The organism is Neobacillus canaveralius, from assembly GCF_047237705.1.
Lineage (GTDB): Bacteria > Bacillota > Bacilli > Bacillales > Cytobacillaceae > Neobacillus > Neobacillus niacini_K.
Map to the genome: position 1 here is coordinate 632,212 of NZ_JBDFLL010000001.1, position 26,393 is coordinate 658,604.

At 39.1% G+C, this 26,393-nt stretch carries 24 protein-coding genes; 16 read left to right on the top strand and 8 right to left on the bottom strand.

Features of this window, described 5'->3' with window-relative positions:
- Positions 1–369: 369 nt before the first annotated feature.
- Positions 370–1,722, top strand: coding sequence for a glycosyltransferase family 2 protein (locus tag ABC255_RS03060; RefSeq protein WP_412991296.1), 1,353 nt, complete (start codon positions 370–372; stop codon positions 1,720–1,722).
- 298 nt (positions 1,723–2,020) lie between these two features.
- Here ABC255_RS03060 and ABC255_RS03065 read toward each other — a convergent pair whose 3' ends face one another.
- Together ABC255_RS03065 and ABC255_RS03070 are read right to left on the bottom strand one after the other, a co-directional pair.
- Complete coding sequence (locus ABC255_RS03065; protein WP_412991297.1) at positions 2,021–3,535, bottom strand: DHA2 family efflux MFS transporter permease subunit; 1,515 nt, start codon at positions 3,533–3,535, stop codon at positions 2,021–2,023.
- A gap of 20 nt (positions 3,536–3,555) precedes the next feature.
- Positions 3,556–4,170 carry a TetR/AcrR family transcriptional regulator gene (locus tag ABC255_RS03070; RefSeq protein WP_412991298.1) on the bottom strand — a complete coding sequence of 205 codons (615 nt, stop codon included), beginning with the start codon at positions 4,168–4,170 and terminating at the stop codon, positions 3,556–3,558.
- A 221-nt stretch (positions 4,171–4,391) separates the two neighbouring features.
- Here ABC255_RS03070 and ABC255_RS03075 point away from each other — a divergent pair, with 221 nt between their 5' ends.
- Complete coding sequence (locus ABC255_RS03075) at positions 4,392–5,294, top strand: acyl-ACP desaturase (RefSeq protein ID WP_335529596.1); 903 nt, start codon at positions 4,392–4,394, stop codon at positions 5,292–5,294.
- 428 nt (positions 5,295–5,722) lie between these two features.
- Here the strand turns inward: ABC255_RS03075 and ABC255_RS03080 are convergent, their stop codons facing one another.
- The 3 genes from ABC255_RS03080 to ABC255_RS03090 form a co-directional block, all read right to left on the bottom strand.
- Positions 5,723–6,010, bottom strand: a complete 288-nt coding sequence (locus ABC255_RS03080) for an HNH endonuclease (protein ID WP_412991299.1) — start codon at positions 6,008–6,010, stop codon at positions 5,723–5,725.
- 200 nt (positions 6,011–6,210) lie between these two features.
- Positions 6,211–7,386, bottom strand: coding sequence for a hypothetical protein (locus ABC255_RS03085; protein WP_412991300.1), 1,176 nt, complete (start codon positions 7,384–7,386; stop codon positions 6,211–6,213).
- A 142-nt stretch (positions 7,387–7,528) separates the two neighbouring features.
- Positions 7,529–7,903, bottom strand: a complete 375-nt coding sequence (locus ABC255_RS03090) for a YmaF family protein (protein WP_412991301.1) — start codon at positions 7,901–7,903, stop codon at positions 7,529–7,531.
- A gap of 337 nt (positions 7,904–8,240) precedes the next feature.
- Between ABC255_RS03090 and ABC255_RS03095 the strand changes: the two genes are divergently transcribed.
- The 6 genes from ABC255_RS03095 to gnd all read left to right on the top strand — a co-directional run bounded on the left by ABC255_RS03095 (position 8,241) and on the right by gnd (position 16,012).
- Positions 8,241–9,299 carry a hypothetical protein gene (locus ABC255_RS03095; RefSeq protein WP_412991302.1) on the top strand — a complete coding sequence of 353 codons (1,059 nt, stop codon included), beginning with the start codon at positions 8,241–8,243 and terminating at the stop codon, positions 9,297–9,299.
- Positions 9,286–10,029 carry a hypothetical protein gene (locus ABC255_RS03100; protein WP_412991303.1) on the top strand — a complete coding sequence of 248 codons (744 nt, stop codon included), beginning with the start codon at positions 9,286–9,288 and terminating at the stop codon, positions 10,027–10,029. Before ABC255_RS03095 ends, ABC255_RS03100 begins: the two co-directional genes overlap by 14 nt.
- 878 nt (positions 10,030–10,907) lie before the next feature.
- Complete coding sequence (locus tag ABC255_RS03105) at positions 10,908–11,645, top strand: GntR family transcriptional regulator (protein WP_412991304.1); 738 nt, start codon at positions 10,908–10,910, stop codon at positions 11,643–11,645.
- On the top strand, positions 11,638–13,179 hold the full coding sequence (gntK, locus tag ABC255_RS03110) for a gluconokinase (RefSeq protein WP_412991305.1): 1,542 nt from the start codon (positions 11,638–11,640) through the stop codon (positions 13,177–13,179). The genes ABC255_RS03105 and gntK overlap by 8 nt, the downstream gene beginning before the upstream one ends.
- Positions 13,180–13,195: 16 nt before the next feature.
- Positions 13,196–14,542, top strand: coding sequence for a GntP family permease (locus tag ABC255_RS03115; RefSeq protein WP_412991306.1), 1,347 nt, complete (start codon positions 13,196–13,198; stop codon positions 14,540–14,542).
- A gap of 66 nt (positions 14,543–14,608) precedes the next feature.
- Positions 14,609–16,012: a decarboxylating NADP(+)-dependent phosphogluconate dehydrogenase gene (gnd, locus tag ABC255_RS03120; RefSeq protein WP_412991307.1), complete on the top strand. Its 1,404-nt coding sequence runs from the start codon at positions 14,609–14,611 to the stop codon at positions 16,010–16,012.
- A gap of 242 nt (positions 16,013–16,254) precedes the next feature.
- Here the strand turns inward: gnd and ABC255_RS03125 are convergent, their stop codons facing one another.
- Complete coding sequence (locus tag ABC255_RS03125; RefSeq protein ID WP_412991308.1) at positions 16,255–16,473, bottom strand: DUF2922 domain-containing protein; 219 nt, start codon at positions 16,471–16,473, stop codon at positions 16,255–16,257.
- Between the two features lie 32 nt (positions 16,474–16,505).
- Entirely contained in the window at positions 16,506–16,724 is a 219-nt protein-coding gene (locus ABC255_RS03130) for a DUF1659 domain-containing protein (RefSeq protein WP_412991309.1), read from the bottom strand.
- A 395-nt stretch (positions 16,725–17,119) separates the two neighbouring features.
- On the opposite strand from ABC255_RS03130, the gene gloA2 reads away from it, so the two are divergent.
- Entirely contained in the window at positions 17,120–17,506 is a 387-nt protein-coding gene (gene gloA2, locus ABC255_RS03135; protein ID WP_412991310.1) for an SMU1112c/YaeR family gloxylase I-like metalloprotein, read from the top strand.
- 16 nt (positions 17,507–17,522) lie between these two features.
- On the opposite strand, the gene ABC255_RS03140 is transcribed toward gloA2, so the two are convergent.
- Positions 17,523–17,738, bottom strand: a complete 216-nt coding sequence (locus ABC255_RS03140; protein WP_307307580.1) for a hypothetical protein — start codon at positions 17,736–17,738, stop codon at positions 17,523–17,525.
- Positions 17,739–17,917: 179 nt separating this feature from the next.
- Here ABC255_RS03140 and ABC255_RS03145 point away from each other — a divergent pair, with 179 nt between their 5' ends.
- From ABC255_RS03145 to ganA, 7 genes are all read left to right on the top strand, one after another.
- A complete protein-coding gene (locus tag ABC255_RS03145) occupies positions 17,918–18,274 on the top strand; it encodes a nucleotide excision repair endonuclease (protein WP_412991311.1) in 357 nt (118 codons plus the stop codon).
- A gap of 71 nt (positions 18,275–18,345) precedes the next feature.
- Positions 18,346–19,266 carry a TRM11 family SAM-dependent methyltransferase gene (locus ABC255_RS03150; RefSeq protein ID WP_412991312.1) on the top strand — a complete coding sequence of 307 codons (921 nt, stop codon included), beginning with the start codon at positions 18,346–18,348 and terminating at the stop codon, positions 19,264–19,266.
- Positions 19,267–19,482: 216 nt separating this feature from the next.
- Positions 19,483–20,475: a galactan degradation operon transcriptional regulator GanR gene (gene ganR, locus ABC255_RS03155; protein ID WP_412991313.1), complete on the top strand. Its 993-nt coding sequence runs from the start codon at positions 19,483–19,485 to the stop codon at positions 20,473–20,475.
- 143 nt (positions 20,476–20,618) lie between these two features.
- Positions 20,619–21,896, top strand: a complete 1,278-nt coding sequence (ganS, locus tag ABC255_RS03160) for an arabinogalactan oligomer ABC transporter substrate-binding protein GanS (protein WP_412991314.1) — start codon at positions 20,619–20,621, stop codon at positions 21,894–21,896.
- A gap of 125 nt (positions 21,897–22,021) precedes the next feature.
- Positions 22,022–23,278, top strand: coding sequence for a galactooligosaccharide ABC transporter permease GanP (ganP, locus tag ABC255_RS03165; RefSeq protein WP_412991315.1), 1,257 nt, complete (start codon positions 22,022–22,024; stop codon positions 23,276–23,278).
- 3 nt (positions 23,279–23,281) lie between these two features.
- On the top strand, positions 23,282–24,133 hold the full coding sequence (ganQ, locus tag ABC255_RS03170; RefSeq protein ID WP_335529762.1) for a galactooligosaccharide ABC transporter permease GanQ: 852 nt from the start codon (positions 23,282–23,284) through the stop codon (positions 24,131–24,133).
- A 36-nt stretch (positions 24,134–24,169) separates the two neighbouring features.
- Complete coding sequence (gene ganA / locus ABC255_RS03175; protein ID WP_412991316.1) at positions 24,170–26,230, top strand: beta-galactosidase GanA; 2,061 nt, start codon at positions 24,170–24,172, stop codon at positions 26,228–26,230.
- Positions 26,231–26,393 lie beyond the last annotated feature (163 nt).

The window sequence follows — 26,393 nt, forward strand, 5'->3', positions numbered from 1 at the left end:
CATTTCGTCAATCCTCGCACTTATTTTCGGTGAAAACCCGTGATGATAATAGGTTTCTCCCCAAACTAATCAAATGTTTAATTACCTTGTTTGATGTCATAACCCTGCCACTTCACTCGAAGTTTGTCGAAGAATATAGGTAAAATGTCATGGGTTATTTTATCTAATTTCGAAGGAATTGGAGGGGTTCTTGTCGAATAGTTAATTTACTTTTCGAAATTTTTTTAGAAATAAAAGAGAAAACGAGCGTTAGACTTGAATATGTGAAGTTGTGTAAAAAGCTTATTGATTACATTAATCAAAACTACACTAAGAAACTCATAGAAAAATGGTGAAGTTATAAATTTAATTGTGAAAGGTGCATAATATATGATACCTAAACTAAAACCAATTGATTCACAAGTAGAGACTAAACACAATCCACTATACATTCCAGTTGCAGGTAAGTTTTGGATAAGCCATTGTTTTGCACTTTTATGGTTATGCATTTCGATTTATATAGCTCACCCTTGGTTAGAAGATTTAGCTTATCATGTATCCTATCCTCTGGCTTTACTTATCATTGGCGGGTTAGCGTACATTCCGGGTTATATGAACGCTTTTCTGGTCATAAGCCTAATTTTAGATCGCCAGCCTCCCTCTAAGAATGAAGATCCTCACGATGAAATTACGATACTTATCGCTGCACATAATGAAGAAGATAAAATTTTTCAAACGTTGCAATATATAGATAGACAAGACTATTTAGGTAAATTAATGGTAATAGTCATTGATAACTGTTCAACAGATGAAACGGTTAATGAAGTGAGAAAAGCAAAGAAAAAATTATCGATTGATATTAGGTTGGTTCATGAAAGAAAACCTGGAAAGTTTCACGCCCTAAATTATGCGCTAAAGTCTATTCCCACACCCTATTTCATTACATTAGATGCTGATACACTGCTTCATCACTCTTCTATCCGTTATCTTGTATCAAGAATGAAATTCAGCCCAGAAGAAGTTTGCGCTGTCGCAGGCAGTGTTTTGGCGAAAAACAGTAGAGAGAATTTATTAACTAAAATGCAAGAATGGGATTATTTCTTGGGTATCGCCTCTATTAAAAGACTTCAGGGGCTATATCAGGGGACCTTAGTAGCCCAGGGTGCATACAGTCTGTACAAGACAGAATGCATTAAGGAAGTGGGAGGTTGGCCGGATGCCATAGGTGAAGATATCGTTTTAACTTGGCGTCTGCTTGAAAGAAAATGGAAGGTTTACTTTGAGCCATGTGCGGTTGCCTTTACGGAAGTTCCCAGTTCCTTTAAACATTTGGTACGGCAACGAGCAAGATGGGCAAGGGGCATGATTGAAGGATTACATGAAGTGAAACCTTGGAAACAGCCGCAAATTTATGTGAAATATATGACCGGAATTAATTTAATCATGCCTTTCTTAGATTTAACCTTCACATTATGTTGGATTCCCAGTCTCATATTGGCGTTTTTCGGGAACTTCTTGATTGTTGGGCCAGCGACATTATTTGTTTTGCCTTTAACACTTATCAGTTATAGTTTCCTCTATTTCTATCAAAGAAATTTTGTATTCAAACGTTTAAAACTTAGAATTCGTAAAAATATAATAGGCTTTATTTTTTACTTTCTTTGCTACCAAATAATCATGTCTCCTGTATCTGTTTACGGTTACCTACAAGAGTTTCTAAAATTTAAAAGAAAATGGAAGTAATGCATTTAAAGACAAAAGAGAGACAATAGGGACGGTTCTTGTGGTCTATAAAAACCATAAGAACCGTCCCTATTGTTCTTAAAATGCTGGGAGGGTACAAGGAAAATGGGTTTGGCGTAAATGAAGGACAGATCAATATTCCTTTAAATCAATTTATTTAGCAAAGACAGGTGCAGTAACCGACTTCTTCCATAAGCAAAAAAGATCTTCATACAAAAACGCAGACCTGTTAAACGGTCTGCGTTTTTATCATTTGCTTGCATGGTTTTTCTTTGAAATAATTACTTCCAATTCTAACTTAATTCGATTGTGCCACAGGCTTGATTTGTCTGCTGCCCTGCTGTTCTAACTTTCTAACCACTTCTAAGCTTGTATCCACTCGTTTAACGAATAGAGCTAATACGAGTGCAACGATATTGATAACGAGTGTTACATAGAAGGAATATTGAATCCCCGCTAATAAAGCCTGCTGCGTTAATAAAGCAGTTGAAGCTTCTGTTAGAGTCGTTGGATCAACACCAGCCATAAGGCTCTTCGCTTCTGATTTTGTAACGGAGTTCATAATCGTTACGAGTACTGCTGTCCCGATGGAACCGGACACTTGTTGAGCTGTATTGTTAATCGCTGTACCGTGCGGATTTAACACAGTCGGTAATTGGTTTAACCCGTTTGTCATGATTGGCATCATTACCATAGACATCCCCAACATACGTAACGTGTAAACAAGAATAATATAGGTGTAGCTAGAATCGATTTGTAAATGCGCCAGCATATAAGTAGAAATGCCGGTAATGGTAAGCCCGATGACTCCTAGTATACGCGGGCCAAATTTATCAAAAAGTTTACCGGTAATAGGTGACATAATCCCCATCACAACCGCACCTGGCAGCATCATCAATCCTGAATCAAGTGGTGAAATTCCACGAACGTTTTGTACATAAGCAGGTGTTAAAATCATACCTGAGAACATGGCTACTGCGTTGACAATCGCAATCACAGATCCAAGTGCAAACATTGGATATTTATAAACACGTAAATCTAATAATGGCTGATCCATCTTTAATTGACGAACAATAAACGCGATTAAGGCTATGCCACCAACGATGATCGTGGTTAAAACGATGGTATCATCCCATCCGTCCGAGCTTGCTGAACTTACACCATAGAGTAATCCGCCAAAACCGATGGACGATAATACGACTGAAAGGTAATCAAGTGTTGCATTTTTGTTTTGTTCCATTACATTTTCTAGCTTCCAAACAGCCAATAATAAACTAATAACGGCTAATGGTAAAATCATTTCAAACAATACGCGCCAGTCGTAGTATTCTACGATGTAACCGGATAGCGTTGGTCCGATTGCTGGTGCTGTAATCATAACTAAACCGAAGATACCCATTGCGGTACCACGTTTTTCACGTGGGAAGCTTACTAACATAATGTTCATTAATAAAGGTCCCATGACGGAAGAACCTGCTGCCTGAACCATGCGACCTGTAAGTAAGAGACCAAAGTTTGGCGCAAAAGCTGCGAGTAGTGTACCTAGTGTGAATAGTACCATGGATGTAATGTATAAACTACGATTTGAAAACCGTGTTAGTAAAAAGGCTGACGCCGGAATTAAGATTCCGCTGACAAGCATATAGCCTGTAGCTAACCACTGAACGGTGGAGTAATCTTTGATTTCTAAATCTACCATAATCGATGGAAGTGCCACGTTTAATAGTGAGTTATTTAAAAAAGAGACAAATGCCCCAACAAATAAGATCGCTATCATCAAATATGGTGGTTTCTTTTGTAGTGCTGTATCCATATATTTTTTTCTCCCTTTTGTTAAAATTTTTGCAAGCCTCTTTTTAGGAGGTCAATTTGTCCGAGATAATTTTCTAGCGCTTCTTCATCGCTATATTCCTTAACGAACAGTTGAACAAGGTTTTGAAAGGTGACACCCATCAGAATTTTCAATACATGGTGAAGTTCTTGTTCATCATTAATGTTCAATTTGCTTGTATCAATTAATTTGATGGTATTAAAATATTGAGTTTTCTGGGTTTCCTCATAAACATTATTTGCCAAGGTTTTTTCATGCTTATAGTTCATATTTAAATAAACATTTTTAAAGAAGTTTTTGTGTTCTGGATTTCGATGGACCTCGAGCATAAATTGAAAGGTTGCAATAAACGACTCAAATAAATCTCCTTTTTTGTCCATAAGAACAGAAATAAATCGTTGATTATTTTTTTTCGCTAATTGATTTAGCAAATAATAAAATAGATCCTCTTTGTCCTCAAAATATTGATAAAAGCTACCCCTCGGAATTCCAGCGCTTTTGATTATGTTAGCAACGGATGCTTCATGTAACGGAACTCTAGAAAATTCCGTTTTAGCAGCCGCAATTAAAGTTTCTTGTTTATCCTTCGATAAGTGAAAATACGTTTGTTTTGGCATAATGATTCTCCTATCCGAAATGTGACATCGTGTCACAACTGAGTACTAACAGATTATAGATGACACTGTGTCATAAGTCAATAAAAAAGTGACAACGTGTCATTTTTGGTGCCTGTCACCTTTTTTCACCTTTTTAAATGAGGCTCTTAAATTCGGAATGTTGTTAATTTTGTGTTTTAATAGAGTGATACGTTAAAGTAGTCAAAAGGAGTGGAAGATAGTTGCTTACGAACCATTTAGATTTTAGACTTGAACCGCAATTAAAAGAGCTCTATGAAGAACATAAGAGAAGAGCTGCAAAAATAGATTGGGGCTATCATGATTTCTTGCCTTGGGATAAAGCGCAGGATTTTAAGAGGGTACCTTGGAACCCTGAGCAGGTAACATTGCCGGCGGGTGTGGTAACTGCAGTAGAGACGGCTCTTTTAACTGAGGTGAATCTACCTTGGTTTACATCCCACCTGGATCAAACCTTTAAAGGGTCGCTTTCTGTCATCAAGGATTTTGTCCATACCTGGACAGCAGAAGAAGATCAGCATTCAAACCTTTTGGAGACATATCTTTTGATAACAAGAAACGCAGATCCTAAACGTATTCGTCAATTGCACAAGATGACGGTAGAAGGAGGTTGGGAGCCTGATTTTCATACCCCTTTTGAGACGATGGTATATACGTCGCTCCAGGAACTGGCAACCATGGTGTTTTATTATAATGTTGCGAAGGTAGCAGGATCACATGATAAAGAATTGGCTACGCTACTCAGACGTCTCGCCAAGGATGAAACGCTGCATTATGCTTTTTATCGCGATGTTATCAAGCTACACCTGCAATTGGAACCGAATTATTGCTACTACCTTGGTTATGTGATTAAGAATTTCCAAATGCCAGGAACGGTTATGCCTGATTTTGAAGACCGGATGTCTATTATTGCAAAGGAAGCCAATTACGGGCCGCTTGAATACTTTGATCAAGTGCTGGATGTTATTGTGGAATATTGGGATATTGAGAATCTTAGACCGATTGCTCCTGAAGCAGAAAAGGCTCGGTTGGATATTCTAAACTATCATGCAAGGCTTAAGCGGGTAAGAGATCGATTTTATGCTGGTTCGAACCGTAAAGTTTAAACTGCCTCCATCCTTGAGTTTAAGCGAATTTGTTTATGCCGATAAACAAAGGAAATATGCAGGTAAAATGGAATTTATGCAGGTAAACGAAAAAAATTCGCAGGTAAGGACCAAATTTATGCAGGTAGAGGACTTTTAAAAAAAGATAGCTTAAAAACAGCACCTGAATCCAGAATCTACGCTTAAATCTGAGTCTAATATCCATAAATAAATAGGAAATATAAATGCCAGAGCCAGGCCGTTAGCCTGGCTTTTTCAACGTTAGATTGGGGTGGATGATTTGTTATGCCGATAAACAAAGGAAATATGCAGGTAAAATGGAATTTGTGCAGGTAAACGAAAAAAATCCGCAGGTAAGGACCAAATTTATGCAGGTAGAGGACTTTTAAGAAAAAAGGTAGCTTTAAACGTCTCCCAAGTTCCCCAGTCTAACGCTTCCGTTTCCGCTCATTTGATTTTTTTATTTTCATTAGCTTTGTCGAAGGCTGCTTCCAGATCCATTTCAGATAACGTGATAGTTGAGGATCTTCTTTTAATTCAGGGATGGTTGTTAATCGGGCTGCGATTTCTGCATTGGTATAAAGAGCATGGATTTGTTTATGGCAAGGGATACATAAGTTGGCGGTAGGTCCAAATGTACCACCCATTTCTTTGGGCAGCAGATGATGAACTGTTGTCTCAACCTCATCTCGCTCACAAAGTTCACATCTACCCATTCGTATTCCTCCTTAACGAATCCTGTCCATTGCTAGCGCACCATGATCAAATAATGCTCACCAGATCACAAGTTGATGTAACGAGATGTATATATTTATTTGCATTTATTCCTTTTTACATTCATTCAAACCAATCGTATATGTATATTACCAGAGCTGGGCTGCGTCCAGATTATTTTTTTAAAAAGATCGCGTTTTTCTTAAAAAGCCTTATGCTGGATGTTCGTCCAAGCCATATTTCGATTTCTTAATAAACTAACTATATAAATAAGTTTGTTAAGAAGGGAGTAAGGAAAATGCCAGGTAAGAAAAAACACCATAAGCATCAACATGGCAAAGATAAGAAAGACAATAAGAAAAAACACGAACATAACGATAAGCACGATGGTGGCAATAAGCAAGATCAAAACGACAAGCACGATGGTGGCAATAAGCGAGATCAAAACGACAAGCACAGTGGCGGCAATAAACAGGACAAAAACGATAAGCACGGAGGTGGAAATAAGCACGACAATAACGACAAGCATGATGGCGGCAATAAGCAAGATCAAAACGACAAACATGAAGATTGTATGAAGCAGGATGATCACGACAAGCAGGACAAGAATGACAAACATGATTGTGGCTGTAAAAAGCAGGACAATAACAACAAGCATGATGATTGTCACAAGCAGGACAAGGATGACAAACATGATTGTGGCTGTAAAAAGCAGGACAATAACAACAAGCATGATGATTGCCACAAGCAGGACAAGGATGACAAACATGATTGTGGCTGTAAAAAGCAGGACAATAACAACAAGCATGATGATTGCCACAAGCAGGACAAGAATGACAAACGTAATTGTTGCTGTAAAAAGCAAGACAATAACAACCACCACCATGATGGCAGCAAGTGGGACAATAACAACAAGCATGATGGTTGGAACAAACAGGACATGAATGACAAACGTAATTGTGGCTGTAAAAAGCAAGACAATAACAACCACCATGATGGCAGCAAGTGGGACAATAACAACAAACATGATGGTTGGAACAAACAGGACAAGAATGACAAACATGATTGTGGCTGTAAAAAGCAAGACAATAACAACCACCACCATGATGGCAGCAAGTGGGATAATAACAACAAGCATGATGGTTGGAATAAACAGGACAAGAATGACAAACACAAAGATTGTGGCTGTAATAAAAAGCAAAACAAAAACAATCAACGCCATGATGATTGCCACGACAAGGACAAGAATGACAAGCACGATGATTGTGGTTGTAACAAACAAGACAACTATAACAAACATGATCAATACAGAAAGAATGACTGTGGTCAAAAGCAAGACAACAGATGTGGTCAAATGAAAGATAATGATCATAATCATGATCAAAAGCAAGACAATGATTATTACGGACGCAGACCATGCAGGAATATTGGTTGTATATTTAGATGTCGATGCTGGTAATTTTGAAAGGGAGCATTTCTATTGACTAGAATGCTCCCTTTTTAATGTACAGGATTTGATTTTAGAGACTTGTTCTTCCACTATAAAAGTGTCTATGTGGCCGGGCTCCTTCCACTGTGGTAACACCATTAAATTCATGATAATGGCCCCCATTTGGAAGCGGAATTGCTGGTCCTGTTACTCCCTGGATTTGGTGTCTATGTCTGTCGTCAACAGAAGTAAAGGTAAAATATCGATGGTTATGCGGGACCCCAGTGGGTGCTGGCTCGGTTGTTCCAGCGTATTGATGGCTGTGTCCATCTTCAAAAGAGGTAATGCCGCTAAAGCTGTGAACATGAACAGGCCTTCCGTCCCAAGATGTAATATACATTCGATGGGAATGCATCGGGTCTGAACCATCAGAAGCATACATAAAGCCAGAAACAGGGATATCCATGAAAAATCACTCCTAAAAAGCTTTTTAACACAGTATTCAACCTCGGAACAATTAGTGCCAATGACCCATAGTGATAATCTCTGATAGAAATGCTAAATTTTCATAATTCTTTTATAATAAAAGACAATTATTTTAACTAAATTATGATAGAAACTTTTCTATGCTGGGATTTATCCTGTTTTTACACAATCGTTTGATTGATAGGGAAGTTTGCAGAGAAGTGTCGAAGTCTGGGTGGAGATATAGTAGAATGAAAGCATCGGGTTTCTGGGAGTGAATGGATGTTGAGTCTATATAATTTTTTGAATAAACAGTTACTAAAAGAAGGTTATGAAGCATGATCACCGATTTGCTAACCACGTTAGAAGATGGAAAGAACAAATGGATTTATGAAGCGATAGATCGTTTTAATGAACGGTTTCTGGTCTTTGGAGATCAAAAGGATGGAACTGCTGAGAATCAAGTTATCGAGATGAAAAACAACGAGAAAAGCATGTTCATGCAGAGGAGTCTTGATCTCGAGCGGATGGAGATAGAGCTGAAAACGCTGGTAGAAGGCATGGAGGCGGATAGGCGAACGATTGAGAACTTGGAGTTAACATGTGATGTTTTACATAAGGAACTTGCGATTTACGAGGGTGAAGAAAAGGCCTTGGATCAGATTCAGTTGGAAAAGTTCGAGTGCTTGTTGGATGACAAGTTTACATTTGATAGAAAGAATCAGGTCGTCTTTAAGGAGCGAAAGGTATCTAGGTTGTTGGAAAGCTATCAACTAGTCGAGATGGATATGGTAGATTTTTATCAAAGACAGCTATCGCATATTTGGCTGTTGTTTACAAAGAGCATGCAGAACATCTCGTCCAATGCCAAGTTTGATATTGAAACCAATCCGCCCGTAGTGGCTGTAAGTTTGAAGCATGGCAGGGGACTGGACCACTACATAAAGGTAGGAAATTTTGAAGAAGATTATTGGATTGTCCATGATACATTGGAATGGAATAATAATACCGTTTATGAGTATTATGACAACCAGATTGACCAGTATAAAAAGAATTGTAAAGAAGAAATTATGCGGCTTATTCATGATGAGAACGGGAATAAACTATTAGCTGAAGAAAAAGTACTAGAGTTGCAGGAAAAAATTAATCAGAAGGAAAAACATCTACTCGAGATTCAAGATAAATTGGGTAGAGCGAAGACGAAGTGGGAACAGAATAGACTGCGACCAAAAGTGCTGGATGATATGTTAAAAGAAGAGTTTGTGAAAACCGTGTCATACTGGCGGGAGAAGTTATTCGCGGAGAATGCTTCTGATGAGGAACGATGGGCCTACCACCAGTACTGTCAAATTATCTTAAAGCAAGCGGAGAGGATCATTGGATATGAATACGTCTAATACTGTTGATGAGAAATATACCGAGGCCATTCAATCACTTAGGAAAATTAATGACGACCTTTTTTATGATGACTTGAAAAAGCTGATGAAAGACCGAGAAGAAACGATTGCGGCCTTGAATGAAGAAGTTTATGAATCTATTGAAAATATGCAACGTTCCATGCAAGGCTTCCCTATTCAGGTGAGTGAGAGGCTGAGGGAAGAGGTGATTGACCCTCAGAACGAGATATTTGAGCGCGGGATGGAAAGGTTTAATGAGAATACTCTCGTTCTAGAAAAGAAGATTGCCTTTTGGCACCAGCAATATCAGGAAAATCTGGAGAAGACGGAAAAGCTGTTAGCTGAAGCAAAAGGGTTCCAGCAGGAGGATCAAGCGTTTATCATCGGGGAAACAGATCGGGTACGGACGGATATTAGGCGGTTGCAGGAAGCTTTGAGTGAGCAGTCTTCCGCCTTGAATGTGAAATTTGAAGTGGTGAGTGATCGATTAGGGTTGATTTTACAAGAGATTATCGCCATTGAAGACAGGTATAAAGCGGAAATAGCAGAGTTGACACAGCAGGTGGTGCAAGTCCAGAAAGCGGCTCAGGACAAGTGGGATGAAAAGTGGAAGCAGAGTGTTAAAAGTGCTGAAAAGAGAGAAGGACTGTTTAAAAAATGGCTGATTGGGCTGGCTGTTGGGCAGGGTGTTTCGGTATTAATGATGGTTTTGTATTTTATTATGAAGTAACGTGAAGACCTGCTCTTGGAATGAGGGCAGGTCTTATTTTATTAGGTGCCGCTGCCAGGCTTTTTAGCTATTAGTTTGAGTGTGGAATTTAGTTAGGCAGATAAACAAAGGGAATAGGCAGATAAAAAGGGTAATATGCAGATAGAAGGAAGGAATCCGCAGGTAAAGGGGAGCATTTGGCAGGTAAGATGTTGGTGAGTAGAAAAGGTAACTAAAAAAGCGAACTTCGATTAAGATTCTAGGCGTAATTTAATGTGGTATATCCATATTTAGGGAAATTAATAACCATAGCCATGCCACAGCTTGGCTTTTTAAGCTACTAGTTTGAGTGTGGAATTAGGTAGGCAGATAAACAAAGGGAATAGGCAGATAAAAAGGGAAATATGCAGATAGAAGGAGGAAAACTGCAGGAAAAGGGGAGCATTTGGCAGGTACGACGTTGGTGAATAAAAAAGGTAACTAAAAAAGCGAACTTCGATCATGATTCTAGGCTTAATTCAGAGTGGGATATCCATATTTAGGGAATTTAATACCCGTAGCCATGCCGCTGCCAGGCTTTTTAGCTATCCGTTTGAGTGTGGAATTAGTTAGGCAGATAAACAAAAGGAATAGGCAGATAAAAAGGAAAATATGCAGATAAAAGGAGGAAATCTGCAGGTAAAGCGTGGCATTTGGCAGGTACGTAGATTTTGTTGAACAATAAAGCGCACTACGATTACTACCAAAGTAAAAGCTTGAGGACCTTTCTCAAGCTTTTACTATTTTTATAGAGGAAGGTAGCAAAATATTGGAAGAAGAAAAGCGCTTGCAAAATTAGAAACCTAGTTTTATAATACTTGTATACAAGTATCCTTGTATTACATTAAGAGGGTGAAACTATGACAGAAACAAAGGAATTTCTTTATCCCGAGAAAAGTCTTTCAAAAGCTTCTGCTGGTGACCGTGTAGCTTGCGAGCTTAGAATGCGTATTATTTCAGGTGTAATTGAAAGCGGCACCATCTTATCTGAAAATAAATTGGCTGCTGATTTTGCGGTGAGCAGGTCACCCATTCGGGAAGCGTTAAAAATACTAGCATCAGAAAATATCATCCGATTAGAAAGAATGGGTGCAGTTGTTATTGGTTTAACAGAAAAAGAAATACATGAGATTTATGATGTTCGGCTGCTTATTGAAACGTTTGTATTCGAACGTCTTATAAAACTGGAAACTAAACAACTATCAAGAGAGCTTAGTAAAATATTAGAAATGATGAAAGTCGCGATAAAATATCGTGATGCTGACGAATTTGCCCTGCAGGACGTCTTATTTCATGAAACGATTATTCGGTCAATTAACCATTCGCACATGCTGATGATTTGGGATAACTTAAAGCCTGTGATGGAATGCTTAATTCTTTTATCGATGCGTTTGCGCATAAAAGAAGAGTACGAAGACTTTACCAGGGTTATACGAAATCATGAGATTTATATAGAAGCGATCGAATCGAAGGATCGAGAGCTCATGCTTGAATCTTTACATCTAAACTTTGATGATGTTCAAGTTCAAGGAACAGTTGATGACCTCTGGATGTCACAACAAATGCTAGCTAAAGGGGCTGTGCAAAAAAATGACTAACTATATGTTAGGCGTAGATATCGGAACAACAAGTACCAAAGCAGCACTATTTACGGAAAAAGGCGAAGTGATCCAGGTAGAGAATCATGGGTATCCACTTTACACACCGGATATGTCTACAGCCGAGCAAGATCCGAATGAGATTTATCAAGCTGTTTTGCAAGCGATTACCAATATATCGAAACGTCATCCTGATAAAAAATTATCTTTCATATCATTTAGCAGCGCCATGCATAGTGTCATCGCAATGGATGAAAACGACCAGCCGCTGACAGCTTGTATCACTTGGGCGGATAATCGCAGTGAAGCTTGGGCACATAAAATAAAGGATGAGTTGAACGGACATGAAGTCTACAAACGGACTGGAACACCGATTCACCCGATGTCACCATTAACCAAAATCGCTTGGATTGTCAAAGACCGTCCTGAAATCGCTGTTAATGTAAAAAAATATATCGGGATTAAAGAATTTATTTTTAAAAAGTTCTTTGATCAATATGTTGTCGATCATTCACTCGCATCATGTATGGGCATGATGAATCTAGAAAACTTGGATTGGGATGAAGAAGCATTAAAAATCGCGGGTGTAACAAGAAATCAATTATCTGAACTCGTTCCAACAACGCAAATTTTCCGCAACTGTAATCCTGATATCGCCAAACAAATGGGTATCGATCCACAAACTCCTTTTGTCATTGGTGCCAGTGATGGAGTCCTTTCTAATCTTGGTGTCAATGCGATTGGAAAAGGCGAGATAGCTGTTACCATTGGGACAAGCGGTGCGATTCGCACGATTATTGACAAGCCGCAAACGGATGACAAGGGAAGAATTTTCTGCTATGCGTTAACGGAAAAGCATTGGGTCATCGGCGGCCCGGTAAACAATGGTGGAATCGTCCTTCGCTGGATTCGGGATGAATTTGCCTCTTCTGAAATCGAAACAGCGAAAAGATTAGGAATTGATCCATACGAAGTATTAACCAAGATTGCCGAACGCGTAAGACCAGGCTCGGATGGATTATTATTTCATCCCTACCTCGCAGGTGAGAGAGCGCCATTATGGAACCCTGATGTACGCGGCTCATTCTTCGGTTTAACTCTGTCACATAAGAAAGAACATATGATTCGAGCAGCGTTAGAAGGTGTCATTTACAATTTATACACTGTTTTCTTAGCATTAACGGAATGCATGGATGGTCCCGTAACTCGAATCCAAGCAACAGGAGGCTTCGCAAGGTCGGAGGTTTGGCGGCAAATGATGTCCGATATTTTTGAATCGGAAGTAGTCGTTCCCGAAAGTTATGAAAGTTCATGCCTAGGGGCTTGTATTTTAGGGCTATATGCCACAGGAAAAATCGATTCATTTGATGTTGTTTCTGAAATGGTTGGTAGCACCTTTACACATGCACCTGAAGAAGCTGCAGCAAAAGAATACAGGCAATTGCTGCCGATCTTTATTCACTTATCAAGAGTATTAGAAGAAGATTATACACGGATAGCTAATTATCAAAGAAAGCTTACACCACACAACTAACTTGGAGGTTTTCATCATGCCATTAATTATTGTAGCACTTGGAATTGTAGCCTTACTTATTTTAATCATGGGTTTGAAATTAAACACCTTTATTTCTTTAATCATCGTATCGTTTGGGGTGGCATTAGCCCTTGGCATGCCATTAGAAGAAGTAGTTAAAACCATCGAAGCCGGATTAGGCGGAACACTTGGACATATTGGTTTGATTTTTGGACTTGGAGCAATGCTCGGTAAGTTAATCGCTGATTCAGGCGGTGCGCAGCGAATTGCGATGACGCTTGTAAAAAAATTCGGTGAAAAAAATACACAATGGGCAGTAGTAGTTGCTTCATTCATTATTGGTATCGCGTTATTTTTTGAAGTAGGTTTAGTATTATTGATTCCAATTGTTTTTGCGATTTCAAGAGAATTAAAAGTTTCGATCTTGTCACTCGGTATTTCAATGACAGCAGCACTATCCGTAACACACGGTTTCTTGCCGCCGCACCCAGGACCAACAACGATTGCTGGTGAGCTTGGTGCTGACATTGGTGAAGTATTACTTTATGGTTTCATTTGTGCTGTTCCTACGGTTATCTTGGCTGGACCAGTTTTTACAAAGATTGCGAAAAAAATTGTTCCTGATTCATTTACAAAAATGGGCAGCATTGCTTCATTAGGTGAACTAAAAACATTTAAACTTGAAGATACACCTAAATTTGGTATCAGTGTATTTACTGCATTACTTCCGGTTATTTTAATGTCAATTGCAACTATCATTACCTTGATGCAAAAAACATTGGGCTTTGAAGATAATACTGTACTGGCAGTCATTCGATTTATCGGTGAAGCGGGTACAGCTATGTTGATCTCGCTATTATTTGCGGTTTATTCAATGGGTATTGCAAGAAAGATTCCGATGAAGGATGTTATGGAGTCTTGTACACAAGCGATTCTGCACATTGGTATGATGTTGTTAATCATCGGAGGCGGCGGAGCCTTCAAACAAGTATTAATCAACGGCGGCGTTGGTGACTATGTAGCGGAATTATTCAAAGGAACTGCTATATCACCGATTATCCTTGCATGGATGATTGCTGCCATTTTACGTATAGCATTAGGATCAGCTACCGTTGCGGCCTTAACAACAGCTGGTTTAGTGATTCCAATGTTAGGACAATCTGATGTTAACCTTGCACTGGTCGTTCTTGCAACAGGTGCGGGAAGTGTCATTCTTTCCCACGTAAACGATGCTGGTTTCTGGATGTTTAAAGAATACTTTGGTTTAAGTATGAAAGAAACATTTGCAACGTGGACCTTACTTGAGACGATTATTTCCGTAGCGGGATTAGGATTTGTTTTATTATTAAGCTTGTTTGTATAGGTACTTTCAGGCAGTAAACCTAAGGGTTTTACTGCCTATTCACCTTAGAAAAAGGAGTATGAAAATATGTTGAATACAATAGGAGTTATTGGTTTAGGCGTTATGGGAAGTAATATCGCTTTAAATATGGCGAATAAAGGGGAACAAGTCGCTGTTTATAATTACACGAGAGATTTAACAGATCAGCTTGTGGAAAAACTTGATGGCCAGGCAATTACCCCATACTATGAAGTTCAAGATTTTGTACAATCGTTAGAGACTCCGAGAAAAGTCTTTGTGATGGTTACTGCCGGCAAAGCTATCGATTCGGTGATTGCCTCATTGGTACCACATCTTCAAGAAGGTGACGTCATTATGGATGGCGGTAACTCTCATTACGAAGATACGGAACGTAGATATGATGAGTTAAAGTCAAAAGGTATCGGTTATTTGGGAATCGGGATTTCTGGCGGCGAGGTTGGAGCATTGGAAGGACCATCTATCATGCCTGGCGGCGATCAAGACGTTTATGAAAAAGCAGCACCCATTCTTACAAAAATAGCGGCCCAGGTCGACAATACCCCTTGCTGCGCTTATATGGGGCCAAAAGGTGCCGGTCATTTTGTAAAAATGGTACATAACGGGATCGAGTATGCCGATATGCAACTCATTGCAGAAGCCTATACGTTTTTAAGAGAAAGGTTACACTTATCCGTTGATGAAATTGCTGACATTTTTGAAACCTGGAATCAAGGTGAACTGAAAAGTTATCTAATCGAGATTACTGCAGAAATTTTACGTAAAAAGGATGAGGTAACGGGCTTACCACTGATTGATGTGATTCTTGATAAAACAGGACAAAAAGGGACAGGTAAATGGACGAGCATGCAAGCCATCGATAACGGAATATCGGCATCTATTATTACACAGTCTTTGTTTGCCCGCTATCTATCCTCCCTAAAAGAAGAACGAGTTCATGCTCAGGATATTTTAGCTGGTCCAGCGTTCGAAGCGCAGAATTTCGATCGTGATGAGTGGATTGAGTCCATTCGACAAGCATTATATGTCGGTAAAGTTTGTGCTTATGCGCAGGGATTCACTCAATATAAAACGACTTCTGAACTGTATGGATGGGATTTACCTTTAAAAGACATTGCTCTTATATTCCGCGGCGGCTGTATCATTCGTGCAGAATTTTTAAACGTTATTAGTGAAGCTTATGATGAGCAGCCAGCTTTGGCGAATTTGCTGATCGCCCCTTATTTTGCTGAAAAGGTGAAAGATTACCAAATGGGATTGCGTAAGGTTGTCTGTGATGGCATTACTGCTGGAATTTCGTTTCCGTGCTTAAGTGCTTCTCTTTCTTACTATGATGGTTACCGGACAGCTGTCTCAAATGCCAGCCTCTTACAAGCCCAACGTGATTACTTTGGCGCCCACACCTACGAACGCAGGGATATGCCTGGAGTCTTTCATACAAATTGGCAATAATAGCAATCCTACTCCTTCGTTGGGGTAGGATTATTTTTTGTATACGAAAAAAGATTCGGCAATTTGCCGAATCATAAAAAGGGGGAAATATGAAAAAGCGAGAAAGATAATAGGAGGTCCTTCTCATACATATATCTTACCCCGTATTCATGAACAAACTATGAATAAAGGTTTACGTTATTATTAATTTCACTAGATGAAAGAAAAGAGGCTGGCTTCAACTGAAACCGGCCTCCTAGCTATTAAACTATCTCATATTCAGTAACATTGCGGTCAATCACGCGTGCTCCTTTTACAGAGGCAAAGTTACCATTTGTAGATGTGAAGACTCCAGACGAAATCATTTCCTCCATCGCAGCCTTTACTACTCCTTCCTCAATCGGTTCCTTTGGGTTTTCTACTGATAAACGTGCAGTTTTTCCAAACTCGGTAACAAACTCTAACTCTAGTGTTTTAGCCATTTTATTCACCTCCTATCAAATTTATTTTTCGATTATGCTAGTAAATCAGCATTGTCAACTCTCTCGATATTGCTGAGAGTATCATTGGATAACCCAATAAGGGCTTGTGCTGCCTGTAAAAGTTGATCGGGTGTGGCGGATTTTTGGATATTACTGAATGCCTTTGCTTTAAGAACCGGTTTGCCTTCATCATCCATACCTACCTGGAACACCAAACGTAACTTAGACGCTGTTACTACTGCTTGTGCCATCGTTATCACCTCCTTTCACCCTTTTATATATAAAAAAATAGGAAAAAAGGACATGGTGATTGAAAAATTATTTGAAATTTTAATAAGAAATGTTTTTTGGGGAAGATTTTTGAGTGGGATTAAGCGGAGATTTTCCGTTTAAATGAAGAATGGAGCTCGTTTCTGGGGAGACAAGCGGAGGTTTTCCGCTTATGCAAAGCAAAATCCTCCATTTTAGAATTTTTCGAGTCAATAGGCGGAATCCCTCCGTCTAGTTAAGCCCTTTTTGATAATATTTACTTGATAAGCGGAATTTTTCCGTCTATTTATCACTAGGGTGCTTAACCTTATCTCTCAACGAATAAGGTGCCGAATGGTATACTTGGATAAAAAGGCGAAAGAAGTGAGAATAGGAAATGAACTTAAAGAAAATACACCATATCGCAGTTATTTGTTCTAACTATGAAGTTTCGAAGGATTTTTATGTGCGAGTTTTAGGACTAACAGCAATAAGGGAAGTGTATCGCGAGGAAAGAGACTCTTATAAACTGGACCTTGAGGTAAATGGACAATACCAAATTGAGTTATTTTCCTTTCCAAACCCACCGGCACGGGTCAATTCTCCCGAGGCTGCAGGGTTAAGACATTTGGCATTTGAAGTGGACAATATCGAAGAGGCTGTCCAACAATTAAAAGATATGCAATTGGAAGTAGAGGACATACGGATAGACCCATGGACACAAAAAAAATTTACTTTCTTTGCGGATCCGGATGGGTTACCGATTGAACTTTATGAATTTTAAGTGCAGACCACGGGTGTTAATCGTCAGCAAACATTTCACCTAGATACTCTGCATGGTCGAGATACTGTAATACAAATTCATCTAAGGTCATGGGGATATTGGTGTCTTCTAACCAATAATCATAACTAACTGCAATCGTTTTTTTGATGAGATCGTGGCAAAGCCATTTTTGGGCTAATGGATGTTGTAAACCGGAGAGGACTTCATTTACTTCCTGGATACTGGTAATCATGAACACCCCCTATAGATTGCCTTTTTAGTATATGCAAAAACTTTCCATTAAGAGTTAAAATTTTTTAAGAAGGGTATTTTATTGTTATTTTTTGGCTAAATGATTGATATCAGGATATAGTAATATATGTGGAATTGTGATAGCATATAAAGCACTGTAGAAAGAGGAAGTGAGCTTGCGTGATTAATATAACCGTGCCAAAGCCAGAAGTTACCATTACGAAACAAGATAATCCAGAGATGAGCAACATTTATGGGTTTACTGATTTTCATCTTATCCCGCGTGATAAGGGTGGAATTTTCATGTTTTATAACAAGGATAAAGAGCTGCTGTTTGTAGGGAAAGCAAGAAAGCTGCGACCAAGAATCAAGAAACATTTTGAGGATACCGTATCTCCAGTAAAAAACCATCGAGATGAAATCACAAAGATTGAAGTTTGTGTCATTGAAGACCCAACACACAGAGAAATTTATGAAACGTTTATCATTAATGAATCAAAGTCGAAGTACAATATCGACAAAGTGTTTTTTAGATAACAATAAAGGCAATAGGTAATGTCTATAAATGACCATGCCTATTGTTTTTTTTTATAAAGGATGAGGTTGAAATGGTAAGTACCTATATCTATACTTACTCGGGTTATGAGGATGAACGCTCCTTACGTGCGCTGGAGATGCGCTCATTGTTTGGGACGGAATCACAAACGAATATCTTGGAAAGCACTGTAAAAATTGATCCCAGTCGTAGTCCGTTTATAAAGGAGAGAATCGCAGTACTTTTTGAAGGAGAGAGTATGGAAGGACTTCTTGAAAAATTAGCATACTTCCAAGTAACCGGAGAAACGTTTAAGGTGATTTGTGTGAAAAATGGCGAGGAACCATTTGAGAAGCGGCGAACGATTGAGCGAGAAGGAGGTCAGAGGATTAAGGGTGTAGCGGATATTCGGAATCCACAGGTTTTGTTTGCACTCATGCATGTAAACGGTAGATGGGTTTTTGGTGACTATGTGAAAAGTGAGTCTGTTTGGTTTCGCCATCAGCAAAAGCCACACAATTATTCCACCGCGCTCAGTACACGCGTGGCAAGAGCGTTGGTTAATATCGCAATCCCAAACCCAGCTGGGATAAAAGCTATTGACCCTTGTTGTGGAATAGGGACCGTACTGATTGAAGCACTATCGATGGGCATTGATATCGAGGGGAGCGACAATAACCCTGTTATTCTTGCTGGTACAAGAGAAAATATCGCACACTTTGGGTTTACTGGAGAAGTAAAGTTTAAAGACATGCGTACCATCACCAATCATTACGATGTCGCGATTATCGATTTACCCTACAATCTATGTTCAGTGATATCTCCAAAAGAGCAGCTGGAAATGCTTCAAAGTGCACGAAGGTTTGCGGATAAGGTTGTAGTGGTAACCGTGGAACACATCGATCCGTTACTGATTGAAGCGGGATTTGAGATTGTTGACACTGCACTTGCAAAAAAAGGGGCATTTTCCCGTGAAGTGATTGTTTGCAGGTAAGCTAATTACTTCTTCTAATTAATAGCTTGAAAAAGTGCAGAGTTTAACAGGCTCTGCACTTTTTTTGTGAATTTTTTTAAAAGATGTTTTTTAGATAAAGACTGTCCATATATTCACTTGAATTTATATGTATAATGTCGTAAAATTTAGTAAATAAGTTTACTAAATAATATACATCTTTAGAATTGAACATAATGAATATATGGAGGTTTCACAATGGCGACTATAAAAGATATAGCTGAAAAGTCGGGTTATTCGGCTTCTACCGTTTCAAGAGTTCTTAATAATGACCAAAGTTTGTCTGTTTCAGATGAGACGCGTGAAAAGATTTATGAGGTGGCGGAGGAGCTTAATTACCGCAGGAAAACGGTGAGGCTGTTAGTAAAGAATATCGCTTTTTTATATTGGCTTACGGATATAGAGGAATTAGAGGATGTCTATTTTAAAACAATGCGCATTGAGATTGAAAAAATGGCAAGGTTATACAATGTTGAAATGATTACTTACAAAATTTCCGATGGCATTCATCAAATTCCTGATACGATTGAGGGATTCATTGCTGTGGGGACCTTTTCTGACAAAGAACTTGCACATTTGAGAAGCATAACGACAAATGGGGTCTTTCTAGATACATCACCTGATCCGAATCATTTTGACTCTGTAAGACCGGATCTTCCGCAAATTACAAGAAAGACTGTAGATTTCTTAATGGAAAAAGGTCATACGGAGATTGGTTTTATTGGAGGGACCTACCACAATCCAAACACCGATGAGGATGAAATGGATTTGCGGGAGCGTGTGTTTCGCAGATATATGGAACAAAAGGGTTTATTGAAAGATTCTTATATTTTTCATCGCAGAGGATTTTCGGTAGAGAGTGGTTATCTTCTAATGAAAAAAGCCATTCAACAGCTCGGGGACCAGCTGCCAACAGCTTTCTATATTGCTGCTGATCCAATAGCTGTAGGCTGCCTTCAGGCGTTGAATGAGCATGGAATTACGATACCCAATCGTGTAAGTATTGTCAGTGTGAATAATATTAGTGTGACAAAATATGTCTCCCCGCCGCTTACTACCTTTCATATTGATCTAAGGGAAATCTGCAAAAATGCGGTTCTGCTATTGCTTGAACAAGTGATGGATAAAAGGAAACTTGTGAAAACTTTATATATTGGTTCTGAGTTAGTGGTTCGAAAAAGCACTAACTAAAGTTAAAGTAAAATAATTTACTATTTTTAGTAAAAAAATTGTTTACATGTTTTCCTCGCGGTGATATATTATATTTACTGAAACGCTTTCAATAGGCGTCAAGGTAAAGCGATTAATATTATATTTTGAAAGGATGTACATCCATGAAAAAGTTTAAAAAATATTTTGGCCTTATGAGTGGTGTTGCTTTAAGTTTATCCTTAGTGGCATGTGGACCACAGGACGACGCGAAAGATACTGGATACAAAAAGGAAGCAAATAAATCAAATGAATTACTCGTTTGGGAAGATATTATGAAGGGTGAAGGCATTAAAGATGCCATCGCCAAATTTGAAGAAGAAAACAATGTAAAAGTAAAGATGGTAGAAAAACAATATACAAAGCAAATTGAAGACTTGCGTCTTGATGGACCAGCAGGTACAGGTCCAGACGTTCTTACTATGCCGAGTGACCAGATTGGTACGGCTGTTACTGAAGGGTTAATCAAAGAATTAGATGTTGATGATACAACTCAAGGAATTTATACAGAAGCGGCAATGGACGCACAAAAGGTTGAAGGTAAGGTTTACGGATTACCAAAAGCAGTAGAAACAACAATGCTTTTCTACAATAAAGACCTTATCACTGAGGACAAGCTTCCAACTACTCTTGAAGGATGGTATGACTATTCTAAAGGTGTTGCCAATGGTGAAAAGTTTGGTTTCCTAGCTCTATTTGACCAAATTTACTATGCGAACAGTGTATTAAGCGGATATGGCGGTTACATCTTTGGTCAAGATGACGACGGCAGTTATGATCCAACTGATATCGGAATCAATAACGCTGGTGCAGTTGAAGGTGCACAATATATTCAAAAGTTCTATAAAGAAGGCTTATTCCCAGCAGGTATTGTTGGTGAACAAGGTATTAATGTAATCGAATCATTATTTACTGAAGGAAAAGCTGCGGCAATTATTTCTGGTCCATGGAATATCGAGCCATTTACAAAAGCGGGCGTAAACTTTGGTGTACAAAAATTACCTGAGCTTGGAAATGGTAAGAACATGGCTGCGTTTATTGGTGTAAAAAGCTACAACGTAAGTTCTTATTCTAAGAACCCTGAGCTTGCTGAAAAGTTTGTTGAATTCATTGCAAACGAAGAAAACTCTAAAACAAGATATGAAATTACAAAAGAAGTTCCAGCTGTAGCATCTTTAGCTACTGATCCTGTTGTTACTGAAAGCCCAGCTGCAAAAGCTGTTGCTGAGCAATCTAAATTCTCAGTATTAATGCCTAATATTCCTCAAATGAACGAAGTTTGGGCACCTGCTGATTCAGCCCTGCAAACAATCGCAACTGGTAAAGCGCAACCAAAAGAAGCATTAGATCAAGCAGTTGAAACAATCAAAGGTCAAATTGAAGCAAAACACGGTAAAAAATAAGTAGTAATCAAAATAATGGTGTCAAACGCTACTTATGTTTGACACCATTTGTTATATGAATCTGAATATTAGAGCCAATAAAAATTTACATTTTTAACGGTCATCTATATAGAGAGGTGAAGAAAGTGCAACATCGTACTATAGCCCCGCTTTTATCTATCATTCCTGGACTAGGTCAGTTTTACAATAAGCAATGGGTGAAGGGTCTTGTGTTTCTTATTCTTGGTGCTTCGTTTGTGGTGGCATTTGGAGACCTTTTGAATATGGGGTTTTGGGGACTTTTTACCTTAGGAACTCAAGTGCCTCGAGATAACTCAATCTTTCTTTTAGCAGAAGGGATAATTGCCTTAATTGTAACTGGCTTTGGACTAGGTATTTATTATTGGAATCTTAAAGATGCTTATAAAAATGGAAAACTACGAGATGAAAATTTCCCTGTCACTTCACTGAAGAGTGAATATCAAAATTTAATTGGACAAGGATATCCTTACTTAATTAGTGGTCCATCATTGTTTCTACTGATTTTTGCAGTAATCTTTCCGATTTTGTTTAGTTTCGCATTAGCGTTTACCAATTATGACTTATACCATTCACCACCTGCAAACTTAGCCGATTGGGTGGGGCTAGAAACATTTGCAGAAATCTTCACTGTTGATATTTGGCGTTCCACGTTCTTTGATGTTTTAGCATGGACAGTTATTTGGACGCTTGTGGCCTCATCACTTCAAGTAAGCCTTGGCGTTTTCTTAGCGATTGTAGTGAACCAAAAGGAAGTACGCTTCAAGAAGTTCTTCCGTACCATTTTGGTTTTACCATGGGCAGTGCCAGGGTTTGTAACGATCCTGATTTTTGCCGGACTATTTAATGATAGTTTTGGTGCAATCAACAATGATATTTTAGCGTTTTTTGGAATGGATCCTATCCCGTGGATGACAGATGAGAAGTGGGCGAGAGTCGCACTAATTCTTATGCAGGGGTGGCTTGGATTCCCGTATATCTTCATCGTAACAACAGGTGTACTTCAGTCGATTCCTGAGGATTTATATGAAGCGGCCACGATTGATGGTGCCTCTATTTTTGCTAAATTTAAGAATATTACGATGCCAATGATATTGATTGCGATGGCACCAATTATCATTACGCAGTTTACCTTTAACTTTAATAACTTTAATATTATTTATCTTTTCAATGGCGGTGGTCCTGCGGTGGCTGGATCAACAGCTGGCGGAACCGATATCTTGGTGTCATGGATCTATAAACTCACCATGCAATCCAGTCAATACTCGCTGGCAGCAGCCTTAACGATTTTGTTATCGATCTTCGTTATCGGTATCGCCTTATGGCAATTCAGACGTACAAATTCATTCAAGGAGGGGGCATAAAATATGCAGACAACTATGAAAACCAATCGATTCGTTCGTCTATTTTTCACCTATGCCCTGCTGCTTTTTATGACTGTACTGATTATTTATCCTTTACTTTGGACCGTAGGGGCAAGCTTTAACCCAGGTAACAGTTTAATCAGTACCTCGATTATCCCGGAAAATCCAACGCTTGATCATTATAAAGAGTTATTTGCGGGAAAAGAAAGTCTTCAATATGGAAAATGGTATTTGAACTCCTTAAAAATAAGCATTTTTACCATGCTTGGGACGATGATCACAGTATCATTTACAGCTTATGCTTTTTCACGTTTTCGCTTTAAAGGAAGAAAAAATGCATTAATGTTATTTCTGTTATTACAAATGATTCCTCAATTTGCTGCGTTAATTGCACTGTTCGTATTAGCGCAAATCTTAGGGATGATGAATAGTCATTGGTTATTGATCCTTCTCTATATAGGCGGACAAATTCCGATGAATACCTATCTAATGAAGGGCTATATGGATTCGATTCCGATGGATTTAGATGAAAGCGCAAAAATTGACGGCGCTAGCAACTCTAGAATCTTTTGGCAAATTATCCTTCCATTATCAAGGCCGATGTTAGCGGTTGTAGCGATGAATGGATTCACAGGTCCGCTTGGGGATTTCGTTTTATCATCGGTTATTCTTAGAACACCTGATTCTTTCACATTGCCAATTGGGTTATATAAATTAGTGAACGATGTAATGGGTGCGAGTTATACGACATTCGCAGCTGGTGCGATTTTAATTAGTATTCCGATTGCGATTACCTTCTTGCTGCTGCAAAAGCAATTCGTTTCTGGCTTAACTGCAGGTGGTACGAAAGGGTAATGGTAGAGTAAGTAACAAATGTAAAAGGAGATTACTATGTCTAAACATGAAAAAACTTACGTGACGAAGGCTGACTTTATGCTGCATGGCGGAGACTATAATCCGGACCAATGGTTAGACCGTCCAGATATTTTAGAAGATGATATAAAGTTAATGCAGATGAGCCATACAAATACATTCTCGGTGGGAATTTTTGCTTGGGCGGCGCTTGAGCCAGAAGAAGGTGTCTACAACTTTGAATGGCTTGATAAAGTAATTGATGACATCTATAGCTTCAATGGTCGAGTGATTTTGGCGACACCAAGCGGGGCTCGACCAGCATGGATGTCACAAAAATACCCTGAGGTACTGCGTGTAAATGGCTCACGAGTTAAAATGCTGCATGGCGGAAGGCACAATCACTGTTTTACATCGCCCGTTTATCGGGAAAAAACGCAGAAGATTAATCGCATGCTGGCAGAACGTTATGGGCATCATCCTGGTTTACTTATGTGGCATATTTCAAATGAGTATGGCGGTGAATGTCATTGCGATCTTTGCCATGAAGCTTTTAGAGGATGGCTTAAAAAGAAATATAATAATGATTTAAAATCGTTGAACGACGCATGGTGGGGTCCTTTCTGGAGCCACACTTTCACAGATTGGTCGCAAATTGAATCTCCTTCTTCGATCGGAGAAAGCATGGTTCACGGCTTAAATCTAGATTGGCGCCGTTTTGTTACCGACCAAACAATTGATTTCTATGAAAATGAAATCCTTCCGATTCGCGAATTGACACCAGAGATTCCGATTACCACGAACTTTATGGCGGACACCCATGAGTTAATCCCATTCCAGGCGCTGGATTATAGCAAATTTGCGAAGCACTTGGATGTTATTAGCTGGGATGCTTATCCTGCTTGGCATAATGATTGGGAGAGCACAGCCGATCTAGCAATGAGAGTAGGCTTTATTGATGACCTATATCGTTGCCTAAAGCAGCAGCCATTTTTACTAATGGAATCCACTCCAAGCATGGTTAATTGGCACCCAGTCAACAAAGCGAAACGACCTGGCATGCACATGCTTGCTTCCATGCAAATGGTGGCACATGGCTCTGATAGTGTTCTTTACTTCCAATGGCGGAAATCCCGAGGCTCTTCGGAAAAATTCCATGGTGCCGTTGTCGATCATGATAATAGTTCTGAAAATCGTGTATTTCAAGAAGTTGCCGAGGTTGGTAAGACGCTTGGGAAATTGGGTGAAATTGTTGGTACCAATCGTCCTGCTGAAGTGGCCATTTTCTATGATTGGGAAAGCAATTGGGCGCTTAATGACGCACAAGGATATGGCTTGCAGACAAAGCGTTATCCGCAAACCTTGGTTCAGCATTATCGAGCTTTCTGGGAACAGGATATTCCTGTTGATGTCATTACCAAGGAACAGGATTTTACTCGCTATAAATTATTGATTATTCCTATGCTTTATTTAGTAAGTGAAGAAACCATTGCGCGTCTTAAGGCTTTTGTTGCCGGCGGCGGTACGTTAGTAACGACTTATATTAGCGGTATTGTTAATGAACATGATTTAACCTATACAGGCGGTTGGCACAAGGATCTCCAAGACATCTTTGGAATCAATCCAGTGGAAACTGATACGTACTATCCAACTGATCGAAATGCAGTGACCTATCAAAATCAGTCGTACGAATTAAAAGATTACGCAACGATTATTAAGGTTGGTAAAGCAACAGTGGAAGCCACCTATGAGGACGATTTCTATGCAGGGACACCAGCAGTAACAAGCCATGAGTATCAAGGTGGAAAAGCCTACTATATTGGCGGCCGATTAGAAGACCAATTCCAGCGTGATTTCTACCAAGAATTGATTAATGACTTGTCACTTGAACCAGCCTTTAAAGTAAAACACGAGCTAGGCGTTTCAGTCCAAGTGAGACAATCCCCTGAAAGGGACTATATATTCGTCATGAACTTTACAGAGGAAAAACAGCCAATCACCATCGAATCAAAAGTAACAGACCATCTTACTGGTGAAGAGTTAACAGGTGACATCACCTTAGAAAAATATGAAGTAAGAATCCTTGAGAATAAGAAATAGTGGTGCGTTGGTGACGTCGGTGGTGACGTCGATGGTGTTTTCGATGGTGCCTGTCACCGTCCGTGGACACTGTCCGCCTCAGGCGGACAGTCCAAAACTAATTCGGTCACTATGAAGCTGTTTTAGTGACTGAATTTAGCATCCTAAAATGAAATTGAGTCAT

Coding starts and splice junctions, on each gene's coding strand:
- ABC255_RS03150 (WP_412991312.1), top strand. CDS start 18,346: ATGGTAAGTACCTATATCTATACTTACTCGGGTTATGAGGATGAACGC.
- ABC255_RS03070 (WP_412991298.1), bottom strand. CDS start 4,170: ATGCCAAAACAAACGTATTTTCACTTATCGAAGGATAAACAAGAAACT.
- ganQ (WP_335529762.1), top strand. CDS start 23,282: ATGCAGACAACTATGAAAACCAATCGATTCGTTCGTCTATTTTTCACC.
- gnd (WP_412991307.1), top strand. CDS start 14,609: ATGTTGAATACAATAGGAGTTATTGGTTTAGGCGTTATGGGAAGTAAT.
- ganS (WP_412991314.1), top strand. CDS start 20,619: ATGAAAAAGTTTAAAAAATATTTTGGCCTTATGAGTGGTGTTGCTTTA.
- gntK (WP_412991305.1), top strand. CDS start 11,638: ATGACTAACTATATGTTAGGCGTAGATATCGGAACAACAAGTACCAAA.
- ABC255_RS03115 (WP_412991306.1), top strand. CDS start 13,196: ATGCCATTAATTATTGTAGCACTTGGAATTGTAGCCTTACTTATTTTA.
- ABC255_RS03130 (WP_412991309.1), bottom strand. CDS start 16,724: ATGGCACAAGCAGTAGTAACAGCGTCTAAGTTACGTTTGGTGTTCCAG.
- ABC255_RS03060 (WP_412991296.1), top strand. CDS start 370: ATGATACCTAAACTAAAACCAATTGATTCACAAGTAGAGACTAAACAC.
- ABC255_RS03090 (WP_412991301.1), bottom strand. CDS start 7,903: ATGGATATCCCTGTTTCTGGCTTTATGTATGCTTCTGATGGTTCAGAC.
- ABC255_RS03085 (WP_412991300.1), bottom strand. CDS start 7,386: ATGATTATGATCATTATCTTTCATTTGACCACATCTGTTGTCTTGCTT.
- ABC255_RS03105 (WP_412991304.1), top strand. CDS start 10,908: ATGACAGAAACAAAGGAATTTCTTTATCCCGAGAAAAGTCTTTCAAAA.
- gloA2 (WP_412991310.1), top strand. CDS start 17,120: ATGAACTTAAAGAAAATACACCATATCGCAGTTATTTGTTCTAACTAT.
- ganR (WP_412991313.1), top strand. CDS start 19,483: ATGGCGACTATAAAAGATATAGCTGAAAAGTCGGGTTATTCGGCTTCT.
- ABC255_RS03140 (WP_307307580.1), bottom strand. CDS start 17,738: ATGATTACCAGTATCCAGGAAGTAAATGAAGTCCTCTCCGGTTTACAA.
- ABC255_RS03100 (WP_412991303.1), top strand. CDS start 9,286: ATGAATACGTCTAATACTGTTGATGAGAAATATACCGAGGCCATTCAA.
- ABC255_RS03065 (WP_412991297.1), bottom strand. CDS start 3,535: ATGGATACAGCACTACAAAAGAAACCACCATATTTGATGATAGCGATC.
- ABC255_RS03125 (WP_412991308.1), bottom strand. CDS start 16,473: ATGGCTAAAACACTAGAGTTAGAGTTTGTTACCGAGTTTGGAAAAACT.
- ABC255_RS03080 (WP_412991299.1), bottom strand. CDS start 6,010: ATGGGTAGATGTGAACTTTGTGAGCGAGATGAGGTTGAGACAACAGTT.
- ganA (WP_412991316.1), top strand. CDS start 24,170: ATGTCTAAACATGAAAAAACTTACGTGACGAAGGCTGACTTTATGCTG.
- ABC255_RS03095 (WP_412991302.1), top strand. CDS start 8,241: ATGATCACCGATTTGCTAACCACGTTAGAAGATGGAAAGAACAAATGG.